General features: G+C 37.6%; 26 protein-coding genes. 19 read left to right on the top strand and 7 right to left on the bottom strand.

Annotated elements, in window-relative coordinates:
• Positions 1-7 precede the first annotated feature (7 nt).
• Positions 8-1,147 carry an efflux RND transporter periplasmic adaptor subunit gene (locus tag SOI84_RS02090; protein WP_320674756.1) on the bottom strand — a complete coding sequence of 380 codons (1,140 nt, stop codon included), beginning with the start codon at positions 1,145-1,147 and terminating at the stop codon, positions 8-10.
• A gap of 156 nt (positions 1,148-1,303) precedes the next feature.
• On the opposite strand from SOI84_RS02090, the gene ychF reads away from it, so the two are divergent.
• The 9 genes from ychF (at position 1,304) to SOI84_RS02135 (ending at position 9,595) form a co-directional block, all read left to right on the top strand.
• Positions 1,304-2,395 carry a redox-regulated ATPase YchF gene (gene ychF, locus SOI84_RS02095; protein ID WP_320674757.1) on the top strand — a complete coding sequence of 364 codons (1,092 nt, stop codon included), beginning with the start codon at positions 1,304-1,306 and terminating at the stop codon, positions 2,393-2,395.
• 308 nt (positions 2,396-2,703) lie between these two features.
• Positions 2,704-2,979 carry an RNA-binding protein gene (locus tag SOI84_RS02100; RefSeq protein WP_320674758.1) on the top strand — a complete coding sequence of 92 codons (276 nt, stop codon included), beginning with the start codon at positions 2,704-2,706 and terminating at the stop codon, positions 2,977-2,979.
• Positions 2,980-3,103: 124 nt separating this feature from the next.
• Positions 3,104-3,334, top strand: coding sequence for a cytochrome oxidase (locus SOI84_RS02105; protein WP_320674759.1), 231 nt, complete (start codon positions 3,104-3,106; stop codon positions 3,332-3,334).
• Positions 3,335-3,867: 533 nt separating this feature from the next.
• Complete coding sequence (locus SOI84_RS02110) at positions 3,868-4,191, top strand: hypothetical protein (RefSeq protein WP_320674760.1); 324 nt, start codon at positions 3,868-3,870, stop codon at positions 4,189-4,191.
• 134 nt (positions 4,192-4,325) lie between these two features.
• Complete coding sequence (locus tag SOI84_RS02115; protein ID WP_320674761.1) at positions 4,326-4,490, top strand: hypothetical protein; 165 nt, start codon at positions 4,326-4,328, stop codon at positions 4,488-4,490.
• 181 nt (positions 4,491-4,671) lie between these two features.
• Entirely contained in the window at positions 4,672-5,622 is a 951-nt protein-coding gene (locus tag SOI84_RS02120) for a glycosyltransferase family 2 protein (RefSeq protein ID WP_320674762.1), read from the top strand.
• A gap of 98 nt (positions 5,623-5,720) precedes the next feature.
• Positions 5,721-6,755 carry a WavE lipopolysaccharide synthesis family protein gene (locus SOI84_RS02125; RefSeq protein ID WP_320674763.1) on the top strand — a complete coding sequence of 345 codons (1,035 nt, stop codon included), beginning with the start codon at positions 5,721-5,723 and terminating at the stop codon, positions 6,753-6,755.
• Between the two features lie 133 nt (positions 6,756-6,888).
• Positions 6,889-8,799 carry a sugar phosphate nucleotidyltransferase gene (locus tag SOI84_RS02130; protein WP_320674764.1) on the top strand — a complete coding sequence of 637 codons (1,911 nt, stop codon included), beginning with the start codon at positions 6,889-6,891 and terminating at the stop codon, positions 8,797-8,799.
• A 373-nt stretch (positions 8,800-9,172) separates the two neighbouring features.
• Positions 9,173-9,595 (top strand): DUF1824 family protein, encoded by a 423-nt coding sequence (locus SOI84_RS02135; protein ID WP_320674765.1) that lies wholly within the window; start codon positions 9,173-9,175, stop codon positions 9,593-9,595.
• Positions 9,596-9,706: 111 nt separating this feature from the next.
• Here the strand turns inward: SOI84_RS02135 and SOI84_RS02140 are convergent, their stop codons facing one another.
• Positions 9,707-9,904 (bottom strand): hypothetical protein, encoded by a 198-nt coding sequence (locus SOI84_RS02140; RefSeq protein WP_320674766.1) that lies wholly within the window; start codon positions 9,902-9,904, stop codon positions 9,707-9,709.
• Positions 9,905-10,266: 362 nt separating this feature from the next.
• Between SOI84_RS02140 and SOI84_RS02145 the strand changes: the two genes are divergently transcribed.
• From SOI84_RS02145 to SOI84_RS02155, 3 genes are all read left to right on the top strand, one after another.
• Complete coding sequence (locus SOI84_RS02145; RefSeq protein ID WP_320674767.1) at positions 10,267-11,316, top strand: chlorophyll a/b binding light-harvesting protein; 1,050 nt, start codon at positions 10,267-10,269, stop codon at positions 11,314-11,316.
• 269 nt (positions 11,317-11,585) lie between these two features.
• Positions 11,586-12,638: a chlorophyll a/b binding light-harvesting protein gene (locus SOI84_RS02150; protein ID WP_320674768.1), complete on the top strand. Its 1,053-nt coding sequence runs from the start codon at positions 11,586-11,588 to the stop codon at positions 12,636-12,638.
• A 231-nt stretch (positions 12,639-12,869) separates the two neighbouring features.
• Positions 12,870-13,955 (top strand): chlorophyll a/b binding light-harvesting protein, encoded by a 1,086-nt coding sequence (locus tag SOI84_RS02155; protein WP_320674769.1) that lies wholly within the window; start codon positions 12,870-12,872, stop codon positions 13,953-13,955.
• A 136-nt stretch (positions 13,956-14,091) separates the two neighbouring features.
• Here SOI84_RS02155 and SOI84_RS02160 read toward each other — a convergent pair whose 3' ends face one another.
• Entirely contained in the window at positions 14,092-14,322 is a 231-nt protein-coding gene (locus SOI84_RS02160; protein WP_320674770.1) for a hypothetical protein, read from the bottom strand.
• Positions 14,323-14,778: 456 nt separating this feature from the next.
• On the opposite strand from SOI84_RS02160, the gene SOI84_RS02165 reads away from it, so the two are divergent.
• From SOI84_RS02165 to SOI84_RS02195, 7 genes are all read left to right on the top strand, one after another.
• Positions 14,779-15,867: a chlorophyll a/b binding light-harvesting protein gene (locus SOI84_RS02165; RefSeq protein WP_320674771.1), complete on the top strand. Its 1,089-nt coding sequence runs from the start codon at positions 14,779-14,781 to the stop codon at positions 15,865-15,867.
• A 749-nt stretch (positions 15,868-16,616) separates the two neighbouring features.
• Entirely contained in the window at positions 16,617-16,799 is a 183-nt protein-coding gene (locus tag SOI84_RS02170; protein ID WP_320674773.1) for a hypothetical protein, read from the top strand.
• A 172-nt stretch (positions 16,800-16,971) separates the two neighbouring features.
• The gene (locus SOI84_RS02175) at positions 16,972-17,322 is read left to right on the top strand and encodes a hypothetical protein (protein WP_320674774.1); all 351 of its coding nucleotides are present in this window, start codon (positions 16,972-16,974) and stop codon (positions 17,320-17,322) included.
• Positions 17,323-17,703: 381 nt separating this feature from the next.
• Positions 17,704-17,865 carry a hypothetical protein gene (locus tag SOI84_RS02180; RefSeq protein WP_320674775.1) on the top strand — a complete coding sequence of 54 codons (162 nt, stop codon included), beginning with the start codon at positions 17,704-17,706 and terminating at the stop codon, positions 17,863-17,865.
• Positions 17,866-18,174: 309 nt separating this feature from the next.
• Positions 18,175-18,360, top strand: coding sequence for a hypothetical protein (locus tag SOI84_RS02185; protein WP_320674776.1), 186 nt, complete (start codon positions 18,175-18,177; stop codon positions 18,358-18,360).
• Between the two features lie 94 nt (positions 18,361-18,454).
• Positions 18,455-18,613: a hypothetical protein gene (locus SOI84_RS02190; RefSeq protein WP_320674777.1), complete on the top strand. Its 159-nt coding sequence runs from the start codon at positions 18,455-18,457 to the stop codon at positions 18,611-18,613.
• A gap of 176 nt (positions 18,614-18,789) precedes the next feature.
• Positions 18,790-19,002 carry a hypothetical protein gene (locus tag SOI84_RS02195; RefSeq protein WP_320674778.1) on the top strand — a complete coding sequence of 71 codons (213 nt, stop codon included), beginning with the start codon at positions 18,790-18,792 and terminating at the stop codon, positions 19,000-19,002.
• Positions 19,003-19,054: 52 nt separating this feature from the next.
• Here SOI84_RS02195 and SOI84_RS02200 read toward each other — a convergent pair whose 3' ends face one another.
• The 4 genes from SOI84_RS02200 to SOI84_RS02215 form a co-directional block, all read right to left on the bottom strand.
• Positions 19,055-19,234 (bottom strand): hypothetical protein, encoded by a 180-nt coding sequence (locus SOI84_RS02200; protein WP_320674779.1) that lies wholly within the window; start codon positions 19,232-19,234, stop codon positions 19,055-19,057.
• Positions 19,235-19,346: 112 nt separating this feature from the next.
• Positions 19,347-20,345: a uridine kinase gene (locus SOI84_RS02205; protein WP_320674780.1), complete on the bottom strand. Its 999-nt coding sequence runs from the start codon at positions 20,343-20,345 to the stop codon at positions 19,347-19,349.
• 14 nt (positions 20,346-20,359) lie between these two features.
• Positions 20,360-21,157, bottom strand: coding sequence for an HAD-IIB family hydrolase (locus tag SOI84_RS02210; RefSeq protein WP_320674781.1), 798 nt, complete (start codon positions 21,155-21,157; stop codon positions 20,360-20,362).
• Positions 21,154-22,902 carry an alpha-amylase family glycosyl hydrolase gene (locus SOI84_RS02215; protein WP_320674782.1) on the bottom strand — a complete coding sequence of 583 codons (1,749 nt, stop codon included), beginning with the start codon at positions 22,900-22,902 and terminating at the stop codon, positions 21,154-21,156. Before SOI84_RS02215 ends, SOI84_RS02210 begins: the two co-directional genes overlap by 4 nt.
• Positions 22,903-22,957 lie beyond the last annotated feature (55 nt).

Here is a 22,957-nt window from a genome sequence, read left to right on the forward strand (position 1 = left end):
CTTTTAACTAATCTCTTTTACGATTAGCCCATGGGGGTAGGTCAATAAAGACTAGGTCTCCAGGTTTAATACCACTTATAATAACTGTCTTACTTCCACTACTTGTCCCTAATTCTACTTTTTGAAAACTAGGTTGGGAGTCACTTCCAACTATAAGCAAACCTGGCTGGCCATTCTCCGTGACTATAGCGACCGTTGGGACCAAGGTACTTTTAGCCGTTGACCCTGTCTGAAAGCCTACATCCACTGTCATGCCAATACGAAAAGTATCGATTGGGTCCTCTAAAGAGAGTTTCACCTCAAAAGAGGTCACATTATCTTTCTTCTCCGCCCTTGGGGCTATTTCAACAACCGCTGCACTAAAACGTTTATCTGGAAAAGCATCTACTCGAACAGATGCCCTTTGACCAATAAGAATACGACCAATATCACTCTCAGGGACTTTTGCGGAAATCTCAAGTCCCTGTGAAAGCTCAAGTATTGAACTGCTACTAGATCCCGCACTAGAAGATGCTCTTGTAGTGGGGGTAACGAAGGCACCAGGCTCAGCGTATCTAGCAGTAACGATCCCTTCAAAAGGTGCCTTAACAAATAATTCGTCTCCTTCAATTTCTCGTTGCTGAAGTCTTGCCTTGCTTGTTAGGAACCGATTTCGATAGTCATCATTTTCTTCAGCACTTATTGCACCTTCATTAAACAACTTGTTTCTTCGTTGATATGAAAGTTTATTGGTCTCAAAATTTGCCCTAAGTTCCTCAAGTCGATATTGAAAATCACCGGGTTTCATTTCCGCTAAAACATCCCCCTCCTTGACACGGTCACCCTCTTTTACGTAAATAACACTTAAAATACCTTGCTTGTCTGGACTTACATTCACGCTCTTCTCAGCTTGAAATTCGCCACTGGCGGTGATGACCCCTGGAAGAGATCCGGTCTCAGCAGCAACAGTGAAATCAGTAAGATCCTTGCCTCCTTTGAATATCTGGACACCCTGCCTAGCGAAGAAAGCAAATATTGAAAAAACCAATAATGATGCAGATATGCTCAGGATTTTTTTCCTTCTTGGAGGCGAGCTATACCTACCAACCTCAGAGGTTATGCTTCTAATGATCTTTTTAGGTTGCAAAACGTTTTTTGATCTGGCCATTGGGCCAATTAGCTTTGTAGTCCTGTAGTGGATCAATCCCACCATAGAATTTGATCATCCTATAATGTATCCATTACCTTTAAATAGAACAAGTTACCTCTATGGTGGTTTCAAAGATAAATAACCAAAAGGCGAAGTGACTCAGGGACTAGAGCCATGTTAAAAGCAGGTATTGTTGGACTACCGAATGTTGGTAAATCTACTTTATTTAATGCTCTTGTAGCAAATGCCCAAGCACAGGCAGCAAATTTTCCTTTTTGCACAATTGAACCCAATACTGGTGTTGTATCTGTTCCAGATACACGACTTGAAAAACTTTCTGCACTTAGCCATAGCAAAGAAGTAATCCCAACAAGAATCGAATTTGTTGATATAGCTGGTCTTGTCAAAGGGGCTAGCAAGGGAGAAGGCCTAGGAAACAAATTTCTAGCCAATATTAGAGAAGTTGATGCAATCATCCATGTAGTCAGATGCTTTGACAATGATGATGTGATACACGTGACAGGCTCGGTTGATCCCACAAGAGATGCAGAAGTAATAAATCTCGAACTTGGTTTCTCTGATCTTTCGCAAATTGAGAAAAGAAGGGATAGGATTAAAAAATCAGCAAAAACAAATAAAGAAGCAATAAAAGAAGATGAGGTACTGAAGAAGGTCTTATCAGCTATAGAGAATGGTAAAGCGGCTAGAAGTGTAAACTTAAGTATTGAAGAAAGGGACCTTATTAAGCCACTTGGCTTACTAACCGAAAAGCCAATTATTTACGCAAAGAACCTTTCTGAAGATGATTTAGCAAAAGGCAATAATTACAGCAAAGCCCTCGAAGAAATGGCGAAAGCAGAGCTTGCTAAAAGCATTAGAATTTCTGCACAAGTTGAGTCTGAATTGGTTGAGCTTGGTGAAAAAGAACGTTTAGACTATCTAGAAGGGCTTGGAGTAAAAGAAGGTGGTCTCGAAAGTCTCATTAAAGCAACATATACGTTACTAGGTTTACGTACTTATTTTACTACCGGAGAAAAAGAAACAAGAGCATGGACAATAAAAAAGGGAATGAAAGCACCTGAAGCGGCAGGTGTAATTCACACAGACTTTAAGAGAGGGTTTATACGAGCCCAAACGATAAATTACAAAAAGCTTATAGAAGCAGGTTCCTATTCCCAGGCAAGAAATAAGGGCTGGTTGAGGAGCGAAGGCAAGGAATATGAAGTAGATGAAGGGGATGTAATGGAGTTCTTATTTAATGTGTGAGTATCCAGTTATAGCAAGGGATTTCAAGGTTATACCAGCGATTGGTCTAACTTTCTGCCCCCCCCCTCCGATTACCTGACATTCTTAATAAGAAGGAGATACCTGACAGTCGTGGACGAATTCTTAACTACAAAGATTGGATTAAATCCATAGACCAACTGATCAAGGTGTCAAACAGTGGGGCTGAGGGGTTATAATTATTGAATTGATCCAACTTGTTTTAGTCTTAAACCTTGAGTTAATTAACTTAAGCGATAAAACGAATAACTTTAGGACCATAAAATTCTCTCTAACAGGTCCTTCTAGGAATGACTATTTTTATTGGAAACCTCTCTTTTGACTCCGAGAAGGAAGATATCACTGGTCTAATTAGCAGCTATGGAGAAGTTAAAAGCTGCAATATCCCCCTAGATAGGGAGACTGGGAGGAAGAGAGGCTTTGCTTTTGTTGAGATGACAAATGAAGAGGATGAGAAGAAAGCAATTGACGACCTCCAAAATGTCGAGTGGATGGGTCGTTCGATTCGAGTAAATAAAGCAGAGCCTCGCAGAGATTCGAGAGGTGGTGGTGGAAATCGTTGGTAACCAATCAAAATAATAGGTTCTGCTAAGACTATAAATCCATAGAAGTAAGAGAGCATTTAATCAAAATGCCTAGCATAAACTTACAAATAAATCAGTTCCCAGTTCTCTTCTAACCTCAAAAATTATGGATAAACATAAGGCACCCTGGAACTTAACAATAGAAGATGAAAACTATCAAGAAGAACCATGGATATTAAAGAAGGGTAAAGACTCCGTAACTATCCAAAAGAGCAAAAATGAAAGAGGAAAGTTTAATATTCAAAAAAATAAAGAGAGAAATCTTTCACTTAATTTATTGCAAACAGATCTCACTTATCATCAACTCATTGAATTTGGATATAAGTTACAAAAGTAAATTAAAGCATAGATAGAAATTGTAGGAAGTTAGGAGTTAAAGTAAAGCTAAAATTCCAACAGAAAAGTCTGATTCTCTCTAACGCTATATGCCGATCTATTTAACCCCCATGCAGTGATAGAAAACGCCACATGCAGCTTCTGGACAGCATTCGATCTCCTTCTTTAATAATGGCTGCTACTGTAAAAAGACTTGTCTAACATCTATCCAACCTTGTCTAACTTTAGCTTAACCTTCTCTGACAGGGTTACCCGCCTAGCAAATACTGGATAGTATCGAGTGCTTGTTTAATGTGTACGGACGTACTCGCTACTCAAGAATTCCAAAAAGGTGACCGTGGAAATAAATTGCTAGAGAGATCTGGGCCATATTCGCTGCTCAGATAATGGCTATAAAGATATTCTTACTTAGAAATAGATGAAGTAAAAGATTGACCAATTTCAATATTTTATAAACAAACTGTTTATTCATTTGTTAGAGTGCAACTAAATTTCATCTACAACTGTAGAGAGATTTATTTCTATAATATTTTTATGACTTACCTAATTTTATACGTCTCTGGTATAGCTTCTATCCTATGGGTTGCTCGTGTTGGGTGGCTGGAAGCTCTTAAGAGGACCGTGAGTGTTTTAATTCCATCGGTATTGATTATTCTTTTTAACGCGAAAGCTGGTCGCTTTCTTTTTAAAAACCCAATACTGGGAGTTATTAGTCTTCTTCCAACTGTAGTTATTGTCTACAAAGCATCTCAACCTCTTGTAGTGAGAATTAATAACTGGATAGATAAGAAAACCATTGAATTTGTTGACATGAAAGATGTGATTGATGCTGAAGTGATTTCAAAGGAGGATGCCTAAACTTAGGGAAAGCTTGAAAGAAGTTTTGATGAAATAAGCAATGAAGAGGTAGAAGAAATCCTCCGGGATATAGACTATGATCAAGAAGATCGTACTTACTTCCCTCCTGAAGAGTCAAAGCCACCACATTACTAATGGCTCTTAGTGCACATAGGAAACACAAAATATATCTAGCAGCGGCAATGGGATATGGGCTTGGTTCAGATGAGCCAGAAGAGTTCGCTTTCTACAACAAAATCAGGGAAGAGATGAAAGACGACAAGAAAAAGAGCAATTTGGGAATCGTTAGAAAAGATTGATACAGCAATGGCTTATTATCAACCTTGTTCTGACTCTTCTAGAACTAGTCTAACATAGGTCTAGCCTCAAATTTTGCTTCTAATCACAGTTATAGTATGATTTGATGGAGTTCTTATTTAATGTATAAGCAAATCTAGTAATTTCTATGAGTACCAAATCTAACTATAATAACTAAAGATCATGTTAGGAAATAACTCATTTGAACCCCATGTAAGTGTTATCATGAATTGTCATAACGGGGGAAGTTACCTACTGGATTCATTAGACAGTCTAATATCGCAAAGTTATCAAAATTGGGAACTTATTTTTTGGGATAACTGTTCAGAAGACAATAGTGCGGCAATAGTTAAATCCTACAAAAATAAGAAGTTTAGATACTTTCATAGCCCCGCATATACCAGGCTAGGGGAAGCAAGAAATCTTGCCCTCGAAAAAGCTACTGGGGACTTTATTGCTTTCTTAGATTGTGATGATATTTGGCTACCAAATAAATTGGAAAAACAATTACCACTATTTAAGGATAACACTGTTGGAATTGTGATAAGTGATGCACAGTTCTTTAATAAAAAGGGTGATATAAATGGCACTAGAGCCTTTAAACGATTCAAACCTTACAGAGGAAGAGTCTTTCGAAAACTTTTAACCTCGTATTTTATCCCACTCCCAACAGCAATAATTCGCGCTTCAATGTTAAACAACATGAGATATGCATTTGATAGCAGCTTCAATGTTATTGAGGAATATGACCTTTTTATTCGATTGTGTTTTAATTGCTCAGTAGATTATATAGACGAAGTTCTTGCAAAATGGAGAGTTCATAGCAACAGCCTTACATGGAAAAATCCCGAGCTATTCCCATACGAAAAAAGAATCTTTTTAAAAAAGCTTGCCTTGAACTATGAAAACTTTGAAATAGATTACAAGCAAGAACTACAGTGTATTAAAAGGCAAATAAAAACTCATGAGGCACTAATCAATTGGAGCAAAAATGATAAGAAGATGGCAATAGAAAGCTTAAACCCAATTTTAGATGGAACAGGAAAATCTATCCTCATATATATTTTAATTAAATTTCTTCCGTATAAAGTATTTAATTTCATCAATAAAAGAAGACATGGCCTAATAAATTAGATTGAGTTAGATATCAACTTTCAAGATACTATAACAAAAAAGCATTTATTTATCATAAAATAACTTGATAAGCTTTCCTCGTTTTAAAAATGTTATTAGTGAACTTCCTAAATAAAATAGTAAATATTCCTATTTCACATCAATTAAGTGAAAAGTTAGTTAGAGTCTTGAGATATATTTATCTAAGGTCAAGGTTAAAGGACATTTACATAACAGAAAGGTACAGGTCTAAAGATCCCAAAACTAGTTTAGGCAGCATTATTGATAATACAGATGATGTGGCAATCCTAATGAGGGGGTTAATCGTGAAGGAAGATGACTTCACGATAAAAACTCTTGAATTCTATAGAAAGTGTTACCCAAATACTCCTATTATATTGTCAACTTGGGATCACTGCATTAATGGAATCGAGGAAATTCTTTCAAAGCTTGATATTAAAACAGTTACTTCAAAATTTAAAGTGCCTATACGTGGTTATGGGACAAATAATCTACAAATAATTGGGAACATGAACGGACTACATTTAATTAGAGAAATTGGCATTAAATATACACTTACGACAAGAACTGATCAAAGATTCTATGCAGATAATATACTTAGATCCCTTAAATTAATTCAAAATTCTTATGACTACAAAACAAATAACAATATTAGCGATCGGCAAATTAATCGGCTAGCCATTCTTAGTTTCAATACATTCTTGTACAGGCTATATAGTATTAGTGACATGTTTTTATTTGGATTAACAGAAGACGTGTTTAATTTTTGGAATACAAAATATGATGACAGAAAGTTTAGTCCTGATGATTATAGTAAACCATTAAGAACACAGAGAGAATGGTCTAAACAAAACATAAGTGAGGCATATTTCACTACCGAATTCCTAGCACGAAATGGTGAAGATCCTAAATGGACATTAGAACATTACTGGGATGTACTTAGAAAAAGATTCATTGTAGTAGATAGTAATTCCCTAGATTTTCTTTGGCCAAAATATAGCCATATTGAAGATCGTTGGATAAACCCCCAAAAAGGTATCCAGCATAGGCAAATAAGCAACTCTGACTGGAATTTGATAAGAGAAAGTCTTTTGTCACCCTGTGAAGAAGTGTTAGATTTTCCCTTATCATGAAAAACCAGGATAAAGCTCACTAAACACCTCATATCTAAGAATTCTGATAATTATTCAACTGAGTATATATACAACGCTATGTCCGCAAGTAATATGTATGAATAACTAGCCTTTATCTAAGGAAGGAATAAAAATGGATGCTACTACCCATCATATTGTTCTATGTGGTGGAACTGGATCGAGACTACAAGATGAATTGACAATGCCAAAACCCTTGTTGTTAATACTTGGAGTGCCACTGATTCAGCATGTTCTTCCTAGTGTCCCCTCTCAAAGAATTAGTTTAATTTCAGCTAATCATCTTAAACGCCTACAATTTGACAAGTTGATTCATCATCTAACGGATAAAGAAATTATATTTAAATATATAGATAGGCCTACAAGGGGTCCCGTTGAAACAGCCTACCTTGGTCTAACAAAGCTTGACCATATTAAAGACGAAGATCAAATCATATTTTATGATAATGATACCATTTATAATGGCATTAACCTTCCAGAAGATGCCTCTAATTCAATAGGCTATTTAACTATTGATGACCCGACAAGATCCTATCCTTATTGCTTTTTAGATATCAAGGAAAATAAGATCATAGGAATCCATGAAAAGAATCAAGTCAGCAGAGATTATGCAGCCGGCATTTACGCATTTAAATCAAAATCTTTTTTTATGAATCAGGCAAAAAGATTAATAACAGAAAAGCTGGATGAAGAGTTATTTATGTCTACTATTTATAAAAGCATCCTTGATGAAGGAGTGGAGTCGATACATGGTTTTAAAGTAAATTCAGCCATATGCCTTGGCACACCTGATGATATTGCATGCAATATCCATGAAGTTCCATTTAAAAAACTGCGCATTTGCTTTGACTTAGATAATACATTACTTAATTATAGAGTGCCTGGCGAAACATACAGCGATATAAAAGCTATTGAGGAAATTGTAGATTTACTTCGAAGGTTACATGAACAAGGACATTGCATAATAATTCATACCGCTCGTGGGATGAAGACTGCACAACAAAATAGCGGGGCTGCATTAAAAAGGGTTGCCGCTCATACCTTCAACGTCTTAGAAGATTTAAAGATACCATTTGATGAGATCTACTTTGGCAAGCCAAGTGCTGATATTTATATAGATGACAAGTCCCATAATCCTTTCATTAATATACAGAAGTCAATCGGTTTCTCACATTTAAAGAAACCTATAATTAATCCTACTAATAAATTTAACTCTCTCTATATTGACAATGAAATAGTTACTAAAATAGGTCCTAATCAATCAATGGAAGGGGAAGTATTTTTCTATGAACAGATAAATGATACTAAATTAGAAAAATATTTCCCAAGATATCTTGGGAACACAAAAGATGCCGTATCAACAACACTACATTTAGGCTATGTCAATGGTTCAATGCTTTATCAAGTTTTATCTGATGAGCTTCTAAGCATTAAACACCTAGAAAGACTTATTATTGCTTTAGAGGAAATACATAATTACAATGTCCCTATTGAAATTGAGGCAAATGATTTATATGAAAATTATATGGGTAAGTTAAAACGAAGAATCGTAAATGAAAAAGATTATCCCTTCACTGATAAGACAGATTTGATTGAGAAGATTGACTCAAAGATTATGGAATACCTACACTCAACTGATCTCTCGATTGCGGGAGTTGTCCTGGGAGACCCTTGGTTTAGTAATACAATGTTAACTCTCGACTCAGAATTCTGCTTTCTTGATATGAAAGGGAATATAGCTGGTCAACTGACAACAAACGGGGATAGATTAACAGATTATTGTAAATTACTACAATCCTTACATGGCTATGATTTTATTATTAATGATAATCAAATCAACGATTCATATCTCCTTGAACTAAGAGAATATCTTATTAATTATCTTACCCAAAATGGCTATAGTCTTTCAATAATAAATTCCATTACTGCTTGTCTAATAGCAAAAACCATATCTTTCTTTGATGAGGGGGAGAAACATAAGCAGTTAATTTGGGACCTGGCAGTCTCAATTGGTAGCAAAGTTTAAAACCTTTAAAAGATTTTTTTTTAAGAACTCAATATTTGAAAAAGGAAGACCTATACTTTAAGTTTTAGCTTAGAATTAACTCGATTCCAGCATTTTTATATTAGAGAGCTCACTTTCTAACATAATAAATATTAAAAATAATCTGCATTTGATATCAATGAAAGCATGCAAGAAATTTGATCAAATCCTAACACGGGAAAAAGTCTATGCTTATCTTTATAGATATAAGGCAAAGAATCTAAATCAGGGACACATTACCAAACTAATTATATTGACCTTATAAGTTTCCATTAAAAACTAGTTTTGAGTTTCTCTAAAATTTCCCAATATAAAAAGAAATGTCTATTAGAATGTAAATAGCATGAAAAATTAAATGGAATCTATTGAGGTTAGTTCACTTGAGGATCTAAACCATTTTCGTTCCGCTCCAACACTTGATGCATCTCAATGCGAGAGTCTTATTAAGGAGCTATGCAAAAACATGGACGAGTCAGATTGGTTCACAGTAGGAATAATGTCCCCTTCATCAGAAATTGCCATTTCTGTCCTTAGAGAAATTGAAAAATACTTTTCCTGGGAGGAAATGAAAATACTTGAAAAGCCAAATAAAGACGGACCCGTTTTTCTAAAGGCAAATCAAAAGACTCGTGATATTTACTTACGAGTAGAATATGGTTTAGGGGAAGGTGTGTTAATAACTTGCCAAAAAGAGGAATATACGAATGGTGTAAATACTTTTGGTCCTTTTCCTTTGAATTTCTTCAAAGAGGTTGGTCACCAAAATAAGATTAATTAAATGATCACCAAATAAAAAAAAGCAAGGGTTTAGCCTTGCTTTTTTTTATTTGGTGAATTGGTTCAAAAAGGAGATCTTCAAGGCTGGAAATAATTTCAGCTTTATTTGGACTCAACTATCCCTTTTAGCCCAAGGATCTACTCTCTTTGTGTCATCTGAATACCAAAAGAATTGAGATGCTCCAAAAAACGCGCCCAATCCACAGAGTGCTGCAGCAACATTCAAGCCCCCTGAAGGCTTGATCAACCCAAGGTCAGATGGGTGCGGCAGTTGAGTAGCAAAATCAATGATGTGGGATAAATCAATCATCAATAAAAAAGGCGTGGTTTCGCCATATGAAATGAGAATCAAGCATTTATAGACCAGAAGAGCTCACTAGTAGTCCCTCTGTTGCATCTTGAAAACTGATTCGAGGGAAACACTCTCGAATCCAGTTCAACAAAACAAGTCATTCTTTTGACCGAAACCCTTTAAAACCAATAGACCTGATGACAAGAAATTGCCTGCAGGGCCTCTAGGGTCTAAACCAACCATCAAGGAAATTTGCCGATTTAATGAAGCCCCAAGCCCCGAGAGAAAAGATCTAAATAAAGACCTCTAACTATTCCGAGCATATAAATTGAGCAACTTGTAGTATTTTTAACGGATTACTGAACCCGATCTCTTAATTCATGCAGACCTATGGAAATCCAGACGTCACCTACGGGTGGTGGGCTGGTAATTCAGGGGTAACAAATCGCTCAGGCAAATTTATTGCTGCGCATGCTGCTCACACAGGCTTGATAGCTTTCTGGGCAGGTGCTTTTACCCTTTTTGAGCTTTCTCGCTTTGACCCCTCTGTACCCATGGGTCATCAACCTTTAATTGTGCTTCCTCATCTTGCCTCCATTGGTATTGGATTTGACGAAGCTGGTGTTTGGACAGGGGCTGGTGTTGCCACAATTGGCATAGTTCACCTTGTTTTCTCCATGGTTTATGGGGGAGGTGGACTTATGCACTCACTTCTTTTCCCAGGAGATATGCAGGAATCTGAGCTTATTCAAGCCAGAAAATTTAAGTTGGAATGGGACAACCCTGACAACCAAACCTTCATCCTCGGGCACCATTTGATTTTCATGGGTGTTGCATGTATTTGGTTTGTTGAATGGGCCAGGGTCCATGGCATCTATGACCCAGCGCTGGGAGCTGTTCGTCAAGTCAATTACAACGTTGACCTAACTCAAATCTGGAATCATCAATTTGATTTCCTATCCATCGACAGCCTTGAAGATGTAATGGGCGGCCATGTCTTTTTGGCATTCTTTGAAATAGGTGGTGGTGCATTTCATATTGCTACCAAGCAAATTGGTGAATACACCAGTTTCAAAGGATCTAAATTGCTCTCAGCTGAAGCAGTTCTTTCTTGGTCTCTTGCTGGTATTGGCTGGATGGCTATTGTTGCTGCTTTCTGGTGTGCAACCAACACAACTGTTTATCCCGAAGCTTGGTACGGCGAACCACTTGCCTTGAAGTTCGGCATCTCCCCTTATTGGATCGATACGGTTGAACTTGCTGATGGAGCCCACACATCCCGTGCTTGGTTGGTAAACATCCACTATTACCTAGGTTTCTTCTATATCCAAGGTCATTTATTCCATGCACTTCGTGCAATGGGATTTGATTTCAAGAGAACTTTGGATCAGAAATTTGGACCTCTAGGTAAAGAGCCATCACTTAATTAAGTACAAACCTGCTTAGGTTCTTAATTTAAAGAACTGTAGAAAAAGCCATGATGCTTTTAAAAGCCTCGTCATATGACGAGGCTTTTTTTTAGTAAAAAATTATCCATTTGTACAAAATAAATTTTTTTCACTAGTGGTTTAGGCACTTTGCACCTAACTGGATTTACAAAATTGATGTCACAAAGGCGTCACGGTTGTTGAACTGCCTGTCACTTAAAGCCAATTTGATTGTAATGTCGTATTAGTATTTACGTCTTGCGCTCCTAACTATGCAGACCTATGGCAATCCAAACCCAACCTACGGGTGGTGGGCTGCAAATTCTTATGTCACCAATCGGTCAGGCCGATTCATTGCCGCTCACGCTGGCCATACAGGATTGATCGCCTTTGCTGCTGGTGCAGCAACCCTTTCTGAGCTCGCTGCTTATGACCCATCTATACCCATGGGTCATCAAAGCTCAATATTCATAGCTCATTTAGCTTCAATTGGCATTGGCTTCGACGACGCTGGTGTCTGGACAGGAGCAGGGGTTGCCACTATCGCCATTCTTCACCTTGTTTTCTCCATGGTCTATGGAGCTGGTGGTCTATTACATGGTGTTTATTTTGAGGAAAAGACTGAGGACGAGGAGATTCTCCAAGCCCAAAAGTTTAAGTTGGAATGGGACAACCCTGATAACCAAACTTTCATTCTTGGACACCACTTGATTTTTATGGGTGTTGCTTGTATCTGGTTTGTTGAATGGGCACGAGTACATGGCATTTACGACCCAGCCATTGGAGCTATTCGTCAAGTCAATTACAACCTTGATTTAACACAGATTTGGAACCATCAGTTTGATTTTCTTGCAATTGATAGCCTCGAGGATGTCATGGGGGGCCATGCCTTCCTGGCATTTTTTGAAATAGGTGGTGGTGCTTTCCACATTGCTACCAAACAGATTGGTGAATACACCGAATTCAAAGGATCCAATTTGCTATCAGCTGAAGCTATTCTTTCTTGGTCCCTCGCAGGGATTGGCTGGATGGCTATCGTTGCAGCATTCTGGGCTTCAACAAACACAACTGTTTACCCAGTTGAGTGGTATGGAGAGCCTTTGGCCCTTAACTTCACAATTGCTCCCTTCTGGCTAGATACTGTTGACCTAACTGATGGAGCATTCTTCGGACACACCACCAGGATGGCAATTGTGAATATCCACTATGGACTAGGCTTCTTTGCTATTCAAGGTCACCTGTGGCATGCCCTTCGTGCTATGGGCTTCGACTTCACACGTCTATTAGATAGGAATGGTCCTTTTGGTGCAGAAAGAACCCTTTAAGGGAACTGAATGACTTGATTATCAGCTTTCTGGTTTCAAACTAAATTTACCCAAAGCTGTAATCCAATCAAAAGACATCTAAACCTCGTCAATAATGACGAGGTTTTTTTTTACCCCATAATTTCAGCACCCTAGATTTACAACTAAATAAAGACCTTTAACTATTCGGTCCATATCAATTGAGCAGCTTGTAGGGTTTGGAGGATATCTTGCTTTTATCACTTAAAAATCATGCAGACCTATGGAAATCCAGACGTCTCCTACGGGTGGTGGGCTGGTAATTCTGTGGTCACCAACCGCTCAGGCCGATTCATTGCCTCACATGTAGGTCATACTGGATTGATCGCTTTTGCGGCTGGTGGAAGCACCCTTTGGGAGCTTGCACGCTTTGACCCATCTGTGCCCATGGGGCATCAGAGCTCATTATTCCTTGCTCATTTAGCTTCTGTCGGTATTGGCTTCGACGACGCTGGTGTTTGGACAGGGGTAGGTGTTGCATCTATTGCCATTGTTCACCTGGTTTTCTCCATGGTCTATGGAGCTGGCGGTCTATTACATGGTGTTCTTTTTGACGAAAAGGTGGAGGACAGCAATGTCATTCAAGCTCAGAAGTTCAAACTGGAATGGAACAACCCTGATAACCAAACCTTCATCCTTGGACACCATTTAATCTTTTTTGGTGTCGCTTGTGTTTGGTTTGTCGAATGGGCCAGGATTCATGGAATTTATGACCCAGCACTAGGTGCTGTTAGGCAAGTCAATTACAACCTTGATCTTTCAATGATTTGGCAACGTCAATTCGACTTCCTAAGCATTGACAGTCTTGAGGATGTAATGGGAGGCCATGCTTTCTTAGGCTTTGCAGAGATCACCGGTGGCGCATTCCATGTGATAGCGGGATCTACACCATGGGAAAAGAAACGTCTTGGAACTTACAGTAAGTTCAAAGGTGCAGACTTGCTATCTGCAGAGGCTGTACTTTCCTGGTCACTTGCTGGTATTGGCTGGATGGCAATTGTTGCCGCCTTCTGGTGCGCAACTAACACCACTGTCTACCCAGAAGCCTGGTATGGAGAACCACTTCAACTGAAGTTTTCTGTTTCCCCATATTGGATTGACACGGGGGACCTTTCTGACGGGACTGCCTTTCTAGGTCATAGCACACGTGCTGCTCTTACAAATGTCCATTACTACCTTGGATTCTTCTTCCTACAAGGACATTTCTGGCATGCTCTTCGTGCACTAGGCTTCGACTTCAACAAACTTCGAAGTGCAGTTGGAAACGAGGAAGACAAAACATTCACCATTAGCAATTAAGTGAAACCATCTTCTGATTAGTATCTTATTTGAACATAATCAGAAGTTGTACCATAAAAAAAAAGGCCTCATGTTCAATGAGGCCTTTTTTTTATGGCATAATTTGTTTACAACAAACAGATAGAGAAAAAACTAATTAAGAATTTATTTTTTGTAAAACAGGTTGCATTATCCCGCCTCCAAAATCATCATCATCTTCGTCATCGAAGAAAGAGAATGCTAATAAAAGGACTGATATTGGGAGCAATAAAAACAACAAAGCCAACTGATCACCGGACAATACCGGCTGCAACCCACTCCATATTGACCATATAGACCAAATAAAAAGAAAAGCCAAGAAGGAGATTGTCAAATTTGAGCGCTGCATCCAAACTTTATTTTTCTAGAGGAATGATCCCATACAAACCAGCAAAAAAAGGTTCGGTCTTAACGAAAAGAGTTGAGATCCACGAAAAGAACCTCCTGGCCTAATCGAAAAGACAAGATCGATTGAATGTTTGACAGGTTACAGCCATCGGCAAAGTCCTTTCCAAGGAGTCTTTTTCCTCAATCAAGGGTTTCATTGAACTCAAACTGATCAGAAAGTCTTTTAAAGATTCAACCAATCATGCTCAAGTCATATATATATAGAAAAAAGCTTAAAAACAACCAATTGGCATTCTGACCGCTAAATCCAAGTCATCACAGGGATCTAGGAGAAGAATTTCCTGGGAGAAGGTAGAAAGCAAATCTTGCTAAATAAAGACCTTTAACTATTCCGACCATATGAATTCAGCTGATTGTAAGGTTCGTGGGTTATTTTGCTCTTACCCTACTAAAAATCATGCAGTCCTATGGAAATCCAAACCCCACCTATGGGTGGTGGGTTGGTAATTCTGTAGTAACCAACAAGTCAAGCCGATTCATTGGCTCGCATGTTGCACACACAGGATTGATTGCTTTCAATGCTGGTGCTATCACCTTATTTGAACTAGCTCGTTTTGACCCTTCATTGCCAATGGGCCATCAAGGGTTGATCTTCTTGCCTCATTTAGCATCTCTCGGCATCGGGTTCGACGAAGCTGGCGTATGGACAGGTGCAAGCGTTACCTTCGTAGCTGTTTTCCACTTGATCTGCTCAATGGTCTATGCAAGCGCAGGACTATTGCACTCACTGATTTTCAGCGAGGATACGCAGAACAGCTCAGGACTTTTTGGACCTGACAGGCCAGAGCATCGCCAAGCTGCTCGTTACAAGCTTGAATGGGACAACCCAAATAACCAGACCTTCATCCTTGGTCACCATTTGCTTTTCTTCGGCATTGCAAATATTTGGTTCGTGGAATGGGCAAGAGTCCATGGAATCTATGATCCTGCGATTGAAGCTGTTCGCCAAGTCAATTACAACGTTGACCTAACTCAAATCTGGAATCATCAATTTGACTTCCTAAGCATTGACAGTCTTGAAGATGTAATGGGTGGTCATGTTTTCTTGGCATTCTTCCAATTGGGTGGTGGTGCATTCCACATTGCTACCAAGCAAATAGGAGAATATACAGAATTCAAAGGTTCTAATGTACTTTCTGCAGAAGCCGTTCTCTCTTGGTCTCTAGCTGGTATTGGCTGGATGGCTATTGTTGCTGCTTTCTGGTGTGCTACTAACACCACGGTCTACCCAGAAGCTTGGTATGGAGAGACATTGACTCTGAAGTTTGGGATCTCTCCTTATTGGATTGATACGGTACCTTCAATTGACGGTGCACCACTTGGCCACACTTCACGTGCATGGCTGACAAATGTTCACTACTATCTTGGATTCTTCTTTATTCAAGGTCACTTGTGGCATGCAGTTCGTGCTTTAGGATTTGACTTCAAACGCATTCCTCAAGCCATACAAAACGCTGACAGCAGTTCTGTTACTCTAAACGGCTGATCCTTTAAATTCACCACAACTAAAAGTGGGAATTTAAACTTAGGGAAAAGGGGTCTTGTCTATATGTCAAGGCCCCTTTCTCTTGGTTAGAAATAATTTAAATATTAGAACCATTTTCTTCGTTTTTCTTTTCTAACAACTCACTTACTTGTCTCTGCTTCCTCTTATCTAGGTAGATTCTGATTGGGATCTCAATAGACCTTATGATCAAAACAATAAAGGCAAAGAAGCCAATGGCAACAGCAATTGACAAGAGAAAGGAGCCTAAATCTATCTGGGAAAAAGATTTCATAGCTTAAAACAGACTTAATAAAAGCATCATTTTTATACTTAGAAATCCTCAAGAATTTTTAACTAGCTGGAAGATGACAAGTATAAAGCCAGTTAAGACAATAATAAAAGTAGGCCAAATCACCTTCCACCTATTAAAGGAAATTTTCTGGTCATTCTCAGGGATAATAGAATTGTAATTGCCCATTTTAATATCCGTGAATATATCTATTATTAGCAACGAAATAGCTCTTATGGTTAGGAAAGCTCATAAAAATATTTTTTTGTAGCCTTACAAAGAAAGATTTCTAGCTTAGAAATTATCAATAGAAAAGAGTTTATTACCACATTTAATCTCAAATCGTTTTAGAGCTTTAATTAATTCAGGAGAAACCTCACTATAATTAGCAAAATCTTTTGATAGAGAAACCTGCAATTTACATGCGTTCTTAGTATCCCCCTTCTGGAATTCCTTCTCAATGCGATTCACACTAGAGCGCAACTTAGATTCTTGCGTGGTCTCATTTGATGGGGAGTCAGAACTTGGTGGACTATCAATACTTGAACAAGCACTAAAAGAAAGAAGAATTGGCAGAAAAACAATTCTATGGAGCTTCATTACAATTAAATTAAAATGGTCTTCTCAAGTCATAGCGGGTTGACTGAAAAGTGCCATCGCACTTTTTGCCTATTAGTCCTTCGAGTCAAAGAAGTTGAACGAAGAAAAGAATACAAACACCGAAATCATTATAGGTAGAAAGTTTTGAAGATTCTCAAACTTTCTATTAAAATTGGAATATCTTGGTTAATAGAAAAAGCTCTTAAGAGGTCATTGTGAATACTGAAGAACTTACAGTTCCACAAAAAGTCAAAATTCTAGTCCAGTCACTCGATGGGGTTGAGCAAACAAACGAGGCGCTTTCTCGCTGTTCTGACTCAGAAGCAATGATAAATGTACTTCTGAGTGCATCGGAGAAGCTTGAACTTGACCTAACAAAAGCGGACCTTATCAAGACAGCTCCTATTCGTGATTGGATCTGGTATAAAGATGGTGGCGCATTAGTGCAAGTGGGAGATGGAGTGCCCCGCTACCAACAGGACAAGAACTCTGCAAACCTCCGTTATATTGGTGGTGGATTGGTAATAGCACTACTATTTATCGTAGGGATGTTAACCGGCTTCTAAATCTCATAATGATCAAAAACAAGGTCAAATGGCAGGGGAAAGCAACCCAAAGGCAAAGAATACGAGCCTAAATGAGTGCATTGGCCAATGAAATTAAAGCTAGCTCAAAGCAAATATGAACTTAGGCAAGATTTTCTTAAATCAAATCTAGAGCTTTTAGGATTCTTTAGTGATGGATATCGAGATCACCTCTAGCAAAGAAGAATGGATCAATTCACCAAACTCTTCTAACAATTACTTTGAAGAATACTCTTCGGGAAAAGGAACCATCTGAAATGAAAAACTTGCTTTTGCGTTAGTAAGACAGCAATTTTTTATGAAATAGATTTATAGTGCATATTAGAAACTGGCAAATGGCATCAAAAAATGCTTAAATAAGTTATGGAAAAGAAAAAAAAGATCGTCAAGCTTGCATCCTCCACAAGCTTTGAAGAAAAAGACCACAGGCTAGCTTGTGGTTGGCATGTTGACATAGAAGGAAGCGGTCAGCGCAAAAGATACCTCAGATCCCTTAGAAAAGAAGAAATTGTGCAAAGCGCCTAAAATCAACAAAAAGAAATTTTAGAACAATAATTAAGCCGAACCTGTTTTTTCATACCAATTTAATTTGTTACTTATCTGTGAATTTATACTCATACAATTCGTATATTTTTTAATTAATGAAAAATCTTTTTGAATACTAAAAACAATTAATATATTTACCGTGTTCATTTTTAGAGCTCCGACTAAAAAGTAATTAATTCCTTTTTAATGATTATAGAAAACATAGAAATTGCATTTTATTACTTCAAATAGCACAAATGGCAATCACTGTCAAATAGATCTATAGTAAAAGAGGTTTTAATCACACCAATGAACCTACTAGCTACTGGATCCGGATTTCTTGGTATTTCCCCCACGACAGACCAGCTAATTGTTGTCAATCTTGCGGCGATACTTGTAGGAACAACATTTAATTCACCACAAAAGCCCATAAAATGGGGAGGCCTTCTTATTGCTGTAGTCACTACTACATGTGCTCTTTGGTGTGGTCATTAAACTATAAAAAGGATGTAACTAAACTAAATTAGATTTCTTTTATTCACTTAACTCCTTATCGACTTCTCCCCTCACTGATCAATCCTTATTATCTATGGATTATTTTGATAATGCTATTCACTATGGTCCAAATGATGCCGGAGCGTCAACCCTTTCAATAGCATTGGTTGTACTTGCAATACTTTTTGGATCATGGATGTTAGGAGCCCTATATGGGTTAATTGCTAATTATTTCAAGAAGAATAAGGACTAAGCTAAGCCACTATAATTGATGATTAAAAACTTTTTATCTTTATATGATTACCCCTTTAAACGTTTATCAATATAAAGGAAGTATTAAATAGAATATTTAGAATTCAAAACTAAATTCCCGAAATACCTCCACGATCAAGTAAAAAGCTGTAATTTATAATTAAATCAAACTTGAAAATGACCCCAAGAGAAATGATTAGGGCCCATGCCTACCCTGTTCTGGCAGTTGTAAGCACTGTAAGCCTAGTGATAATTTCTACATCTCTTATCCCTATTGCTAAATGGTCAAGAAGTCAGAATGAATGCATAGAGAGAACATTTAAGGTTAACGGTATAAACACACAAGGGCTATCTAGCAAAGTTTGGAGTTGTAATGGTGGTGGTGATTAGATCAATATATTTTTGGGAGACGGGACTCCTCTCCTTTAAAAAGGTAATTTAATTAATGACTATCACGTTTCCTAAGTGCCTGTGCCAACTTTCCTGCAATAAAAGGGATATGTAAAGAATACTTGTTAAGCTGTATCCTTTCTTCAAGAGTTACAGAGTCTCCCAACTCTAAACGTGAAAGAATTTCTTGAAGTTTCTGACGTGTCTGATTAGTAAGCATTCGTAACGCCATAAGAAAGTACTATTTTCTATAGGGTGGTATTTAAAAGAGTGAAGTGCAATTAAAGTTAAAAAATAATAATATTTAATTCACCTAGCCTAGACATAAGAAATAGTTCTAGATCTTAGTCGAATCGCTCATCGCAACTTCTACCCACCCATTTAATACGTCGATCAATATCTAGGTGAGCAACGACATCAGCATTGATTTTCATTAAATTCTGATGTGGTATCGATCGCTGTATCATTCTGATAAATTTTTCAAGTGAGTCTCCTTGTAATGAGGCACCTTTAGTTCTTAGAAGATGATCTTCCTGCTGTCTTTTCCATTTAGCTGTGTAATCTATATCTAGTGCTTTAAGATGCCATATAAGAGAAAGTCTTTTCCAAATCGATTGGTATTTTTTGAGAGAGTTTTGAACAGTACCTCTATAATCTGTCTCTCTTTGGATAAATTCATTACATTCAGAAGCGTTATCATCTATATCAAAATCTAGGGTATTGGTGTTTTCAGAACCTAAAAACCAACCTTCTAGAAGAAGGATTTTGGGTCTGGACAAAGACCAACCACTTCTATCTCCAAGGCCATCCCTTAGTGATTTATCAAATCTGGGGCAGGATAAGATTCCTTTATTTAAGAACTTATAAAGAGTTTCTTCAAGTACGTCTAAGTCATGACTTCCGGGTAATCCCCTAGGAACTCCCCAAGGATTACCTTCCATTGCAAGGTCCAAGCGTGGTGAGGGTAAATAAAAGTCGTCAAGAGAAACTACCCTTAAAGGAAGTTTAAAAGCTTTTGCTGCTCTCTCTAACCATTTACCAAAACTGCTCTTTCCGCAGCCTGGTAGTCCAGATAAGCCAAGGAGTAGAGGCTGATCATTAAAGCTAATTAGAGATTCTACTTCTGAAAGAAGAGGTAGACCTACTCCCCAGAACCAGTCCGCTCTAGTTCCTTCTGGCCAATAATTATATATAAAATAATCAGCTCCTCTCTGAAGCCAAAATTCAGCCCATTTATTAATCTCTAGCGGACTAAAGGTACTAATAAGCTGTTGAAGATCAGCTAAAGGGAAGTTGATCTCATTCTCATATGGTTGAAATGGATTTGAAATTGAACCAATCATCAGTTCTGTCCATTTTAAGAAGAAGTTTCAGAAAAAAACTTTCTCACCGATAAAGCCCATCCCGTAGCGTGAGGTTCAAGGGCTGAAGAAAAACGACCACTAGATATCTCATTTATATAATAGGGATCAATACCATTTAAACCAGGAACAACTATCGATACATCTGCTGCGTCTAAAAGGTCTTTATCATTAGGAGAATCACCTAATGCAAAAACTTTTACTTCAGGCTGTTTTAAATACTCTTTAAGTGAATTTAATGCTTTACCTTTATTAGTTTTATTACTTATTAAATGACTCATTCTATTGCCTTTTAGAATTGCTACATTGAATTTAGGCGTTAATTTTTCTAATTTTAATGAAAACTCTCTAGGAGGAGTTAGAAAAGGGACACTCCACAAACGCTCTTGTGCAAGAGTAATAGACTTTCCCGTCAATCCGGTTATCTCCTCCACTTCAACTGCAGATAAATCCTTAAAGGACAATAGGTTATAACCTATTAATCTAGAAAGATCATCTAAAATTGGTCTAAGTTCCTCATACCGTAATCCGAGTGGTAAATTCCAAGTACTATTAGTATCAGGTTCTTGACCATATACTGCTCCACCATTTTCAACTATATATGGATCCTTTAATCCATATATAGACCTAAATTGCTCAACTTCGGCTGCTGTCTTACTTGTACAGGGAATTACTGGAACTCCAGATTCTTGAAGCCATCTCAAAGTTTCGAGTGCTGGTGATAAATCATATTGATGGTCCATTAAAGTTCCATCCAGATCGGTTACGACCCACCAGTTTTTAATGATTGTCATGAGTTAATACTACCTTTTAACCAGGCAACCGAATAGGGATCTATATTAATTAAAGCCTCAAAGTATTCATTGCCACTAAGTATATCTTTCCAAAAGGATGAGGCTCTGAGATTATGAGACAAGCAGAGACTTGTTATGTTAATAGTCACTTCGTGTTCTGTAAAGTTATGCACAGCAATGACTTTCTCGTGGTCTTTACCTCTACTTACTATAACTAAATCATTTCTATTTAAGCTTAGACATTGCATAGAAGAGTCAGGGTGAAAAGCTGGGGTCTTTGACCTTATCAACATGGCGGTCTTGAGATTTTCTAAAATCAATGATTGTATGGAGCTTTCAGTCTGCAAAGATTCTATTAACTTATTTACAGGAAATTTTCTACGGTTAAGGTCTCGTCTTTGTCCTGTTCTTCGGAATGTAGAGATATCATTTTCTGATGCTAATAATGCTTGGAAATAAAATGCTGGAACTCCTTTTAATGACATAACTAAAAGCTGACTTAATAAAAATCGAAGCAGTTGCGTATTGGAATCATTACCCTCAGTATCCGACATCGCACTCCACCAACTTATATTTATCTCATACGGCTCATCTTGTCCATTAACTGTTGATCTATGGCTTATCATACCTCCACGTTTCTCACAAGCTATCAACAATTCCTTTAATCTACTATCATCCATAATTCCATAAAGAGGCCTCAATCCAACACCATCATGACAAGCTGTGAAATTTAGAAGGGTTGTATTTGCAGGAAGTTTTGGCCATTCATTAATCATATTATTTATCAAATCAGTTCGCCTACTCATAAGAGCTTCAAGTATTAAAGGTGGCAACGGAAAATTATATGCAATATTTGCTTCCAACCCAGAATCCAGATAAGATAAGTTTTCATCTTGTGGTACATTCGTCTCAGTAACTAAAACAGATCTAGGGAGAAGTATTTCTATAAAAACCCTGAAAATCTGGACTAATTGATGGGCTTGATCTAAATGTATGCATTTAGTACCTGATTCTTTCCAAATAAACCCTACAGCATCAAGTCTGATCCATTTAACTCCAAAGTTTGCATAACGAACAATAAGCTTTAGAAATTCAATTAAAAGAAATGGATCTTGCCAATTTAGGTCTATCTGATCTGGGCTAAACGTTGTCCAAACAGGAAAAGGGCCCTTAATTGTTGAAATAGTTGAAAACAATGAAGAGTTCCTTGGCCTAACAACATTTGACCAATCACCTAATAAGGAAGGTGAAAGAATATAAGATTTTCCAGGACCTTCATCTTTTCTGAATTGATCCACCCAAGGATGTGAAGATGAAACATGGTTTAGAACAAGGTCGGCCATGAGCATCCGTTCCTCTCCAAGGAATCCCAAGTCACTCCAGTTACCAAACCTGGCATTTAATTCTTCATGACTTGATGGAGCAAATCCTCCATCACTAGTTGCCTTTAAGAAAGGTAAGACATGTGTGACTGATGCCAAATTTTCAATTTTTGAATTAATTATATTTGCTAATAATCTCAATGATGGAGCATCAGAATCAACGAAAGGGTCTGGGTACGTTATTAAAACTGCAGTGGAAGAGTCCCAAATTTGATCTGTTGAATTTGCCTTATCATCAACAATTAATGAATTCGATTCAAGAATTTGCATCATTTGTGACCAAATTAATTCCATATCTACGTCAGATTGGTTTTTATAGATCTCTTCGATCAATCCCTTCAACCGGACTAATTGATTTGACACTTCAATTTCCACACATCCTCTACTATTCTGTCCAAACAATTGACATATACACATA

Source organism: Prochlorococcus sp. MIT 1341, from assembly GCF_034092415.1.
Classification (GTDB): Bacteria; Cyanobacteriota; Cyanobacteriia; order PCC-6307; family Cyanobiaceae; genus AG-363-P08.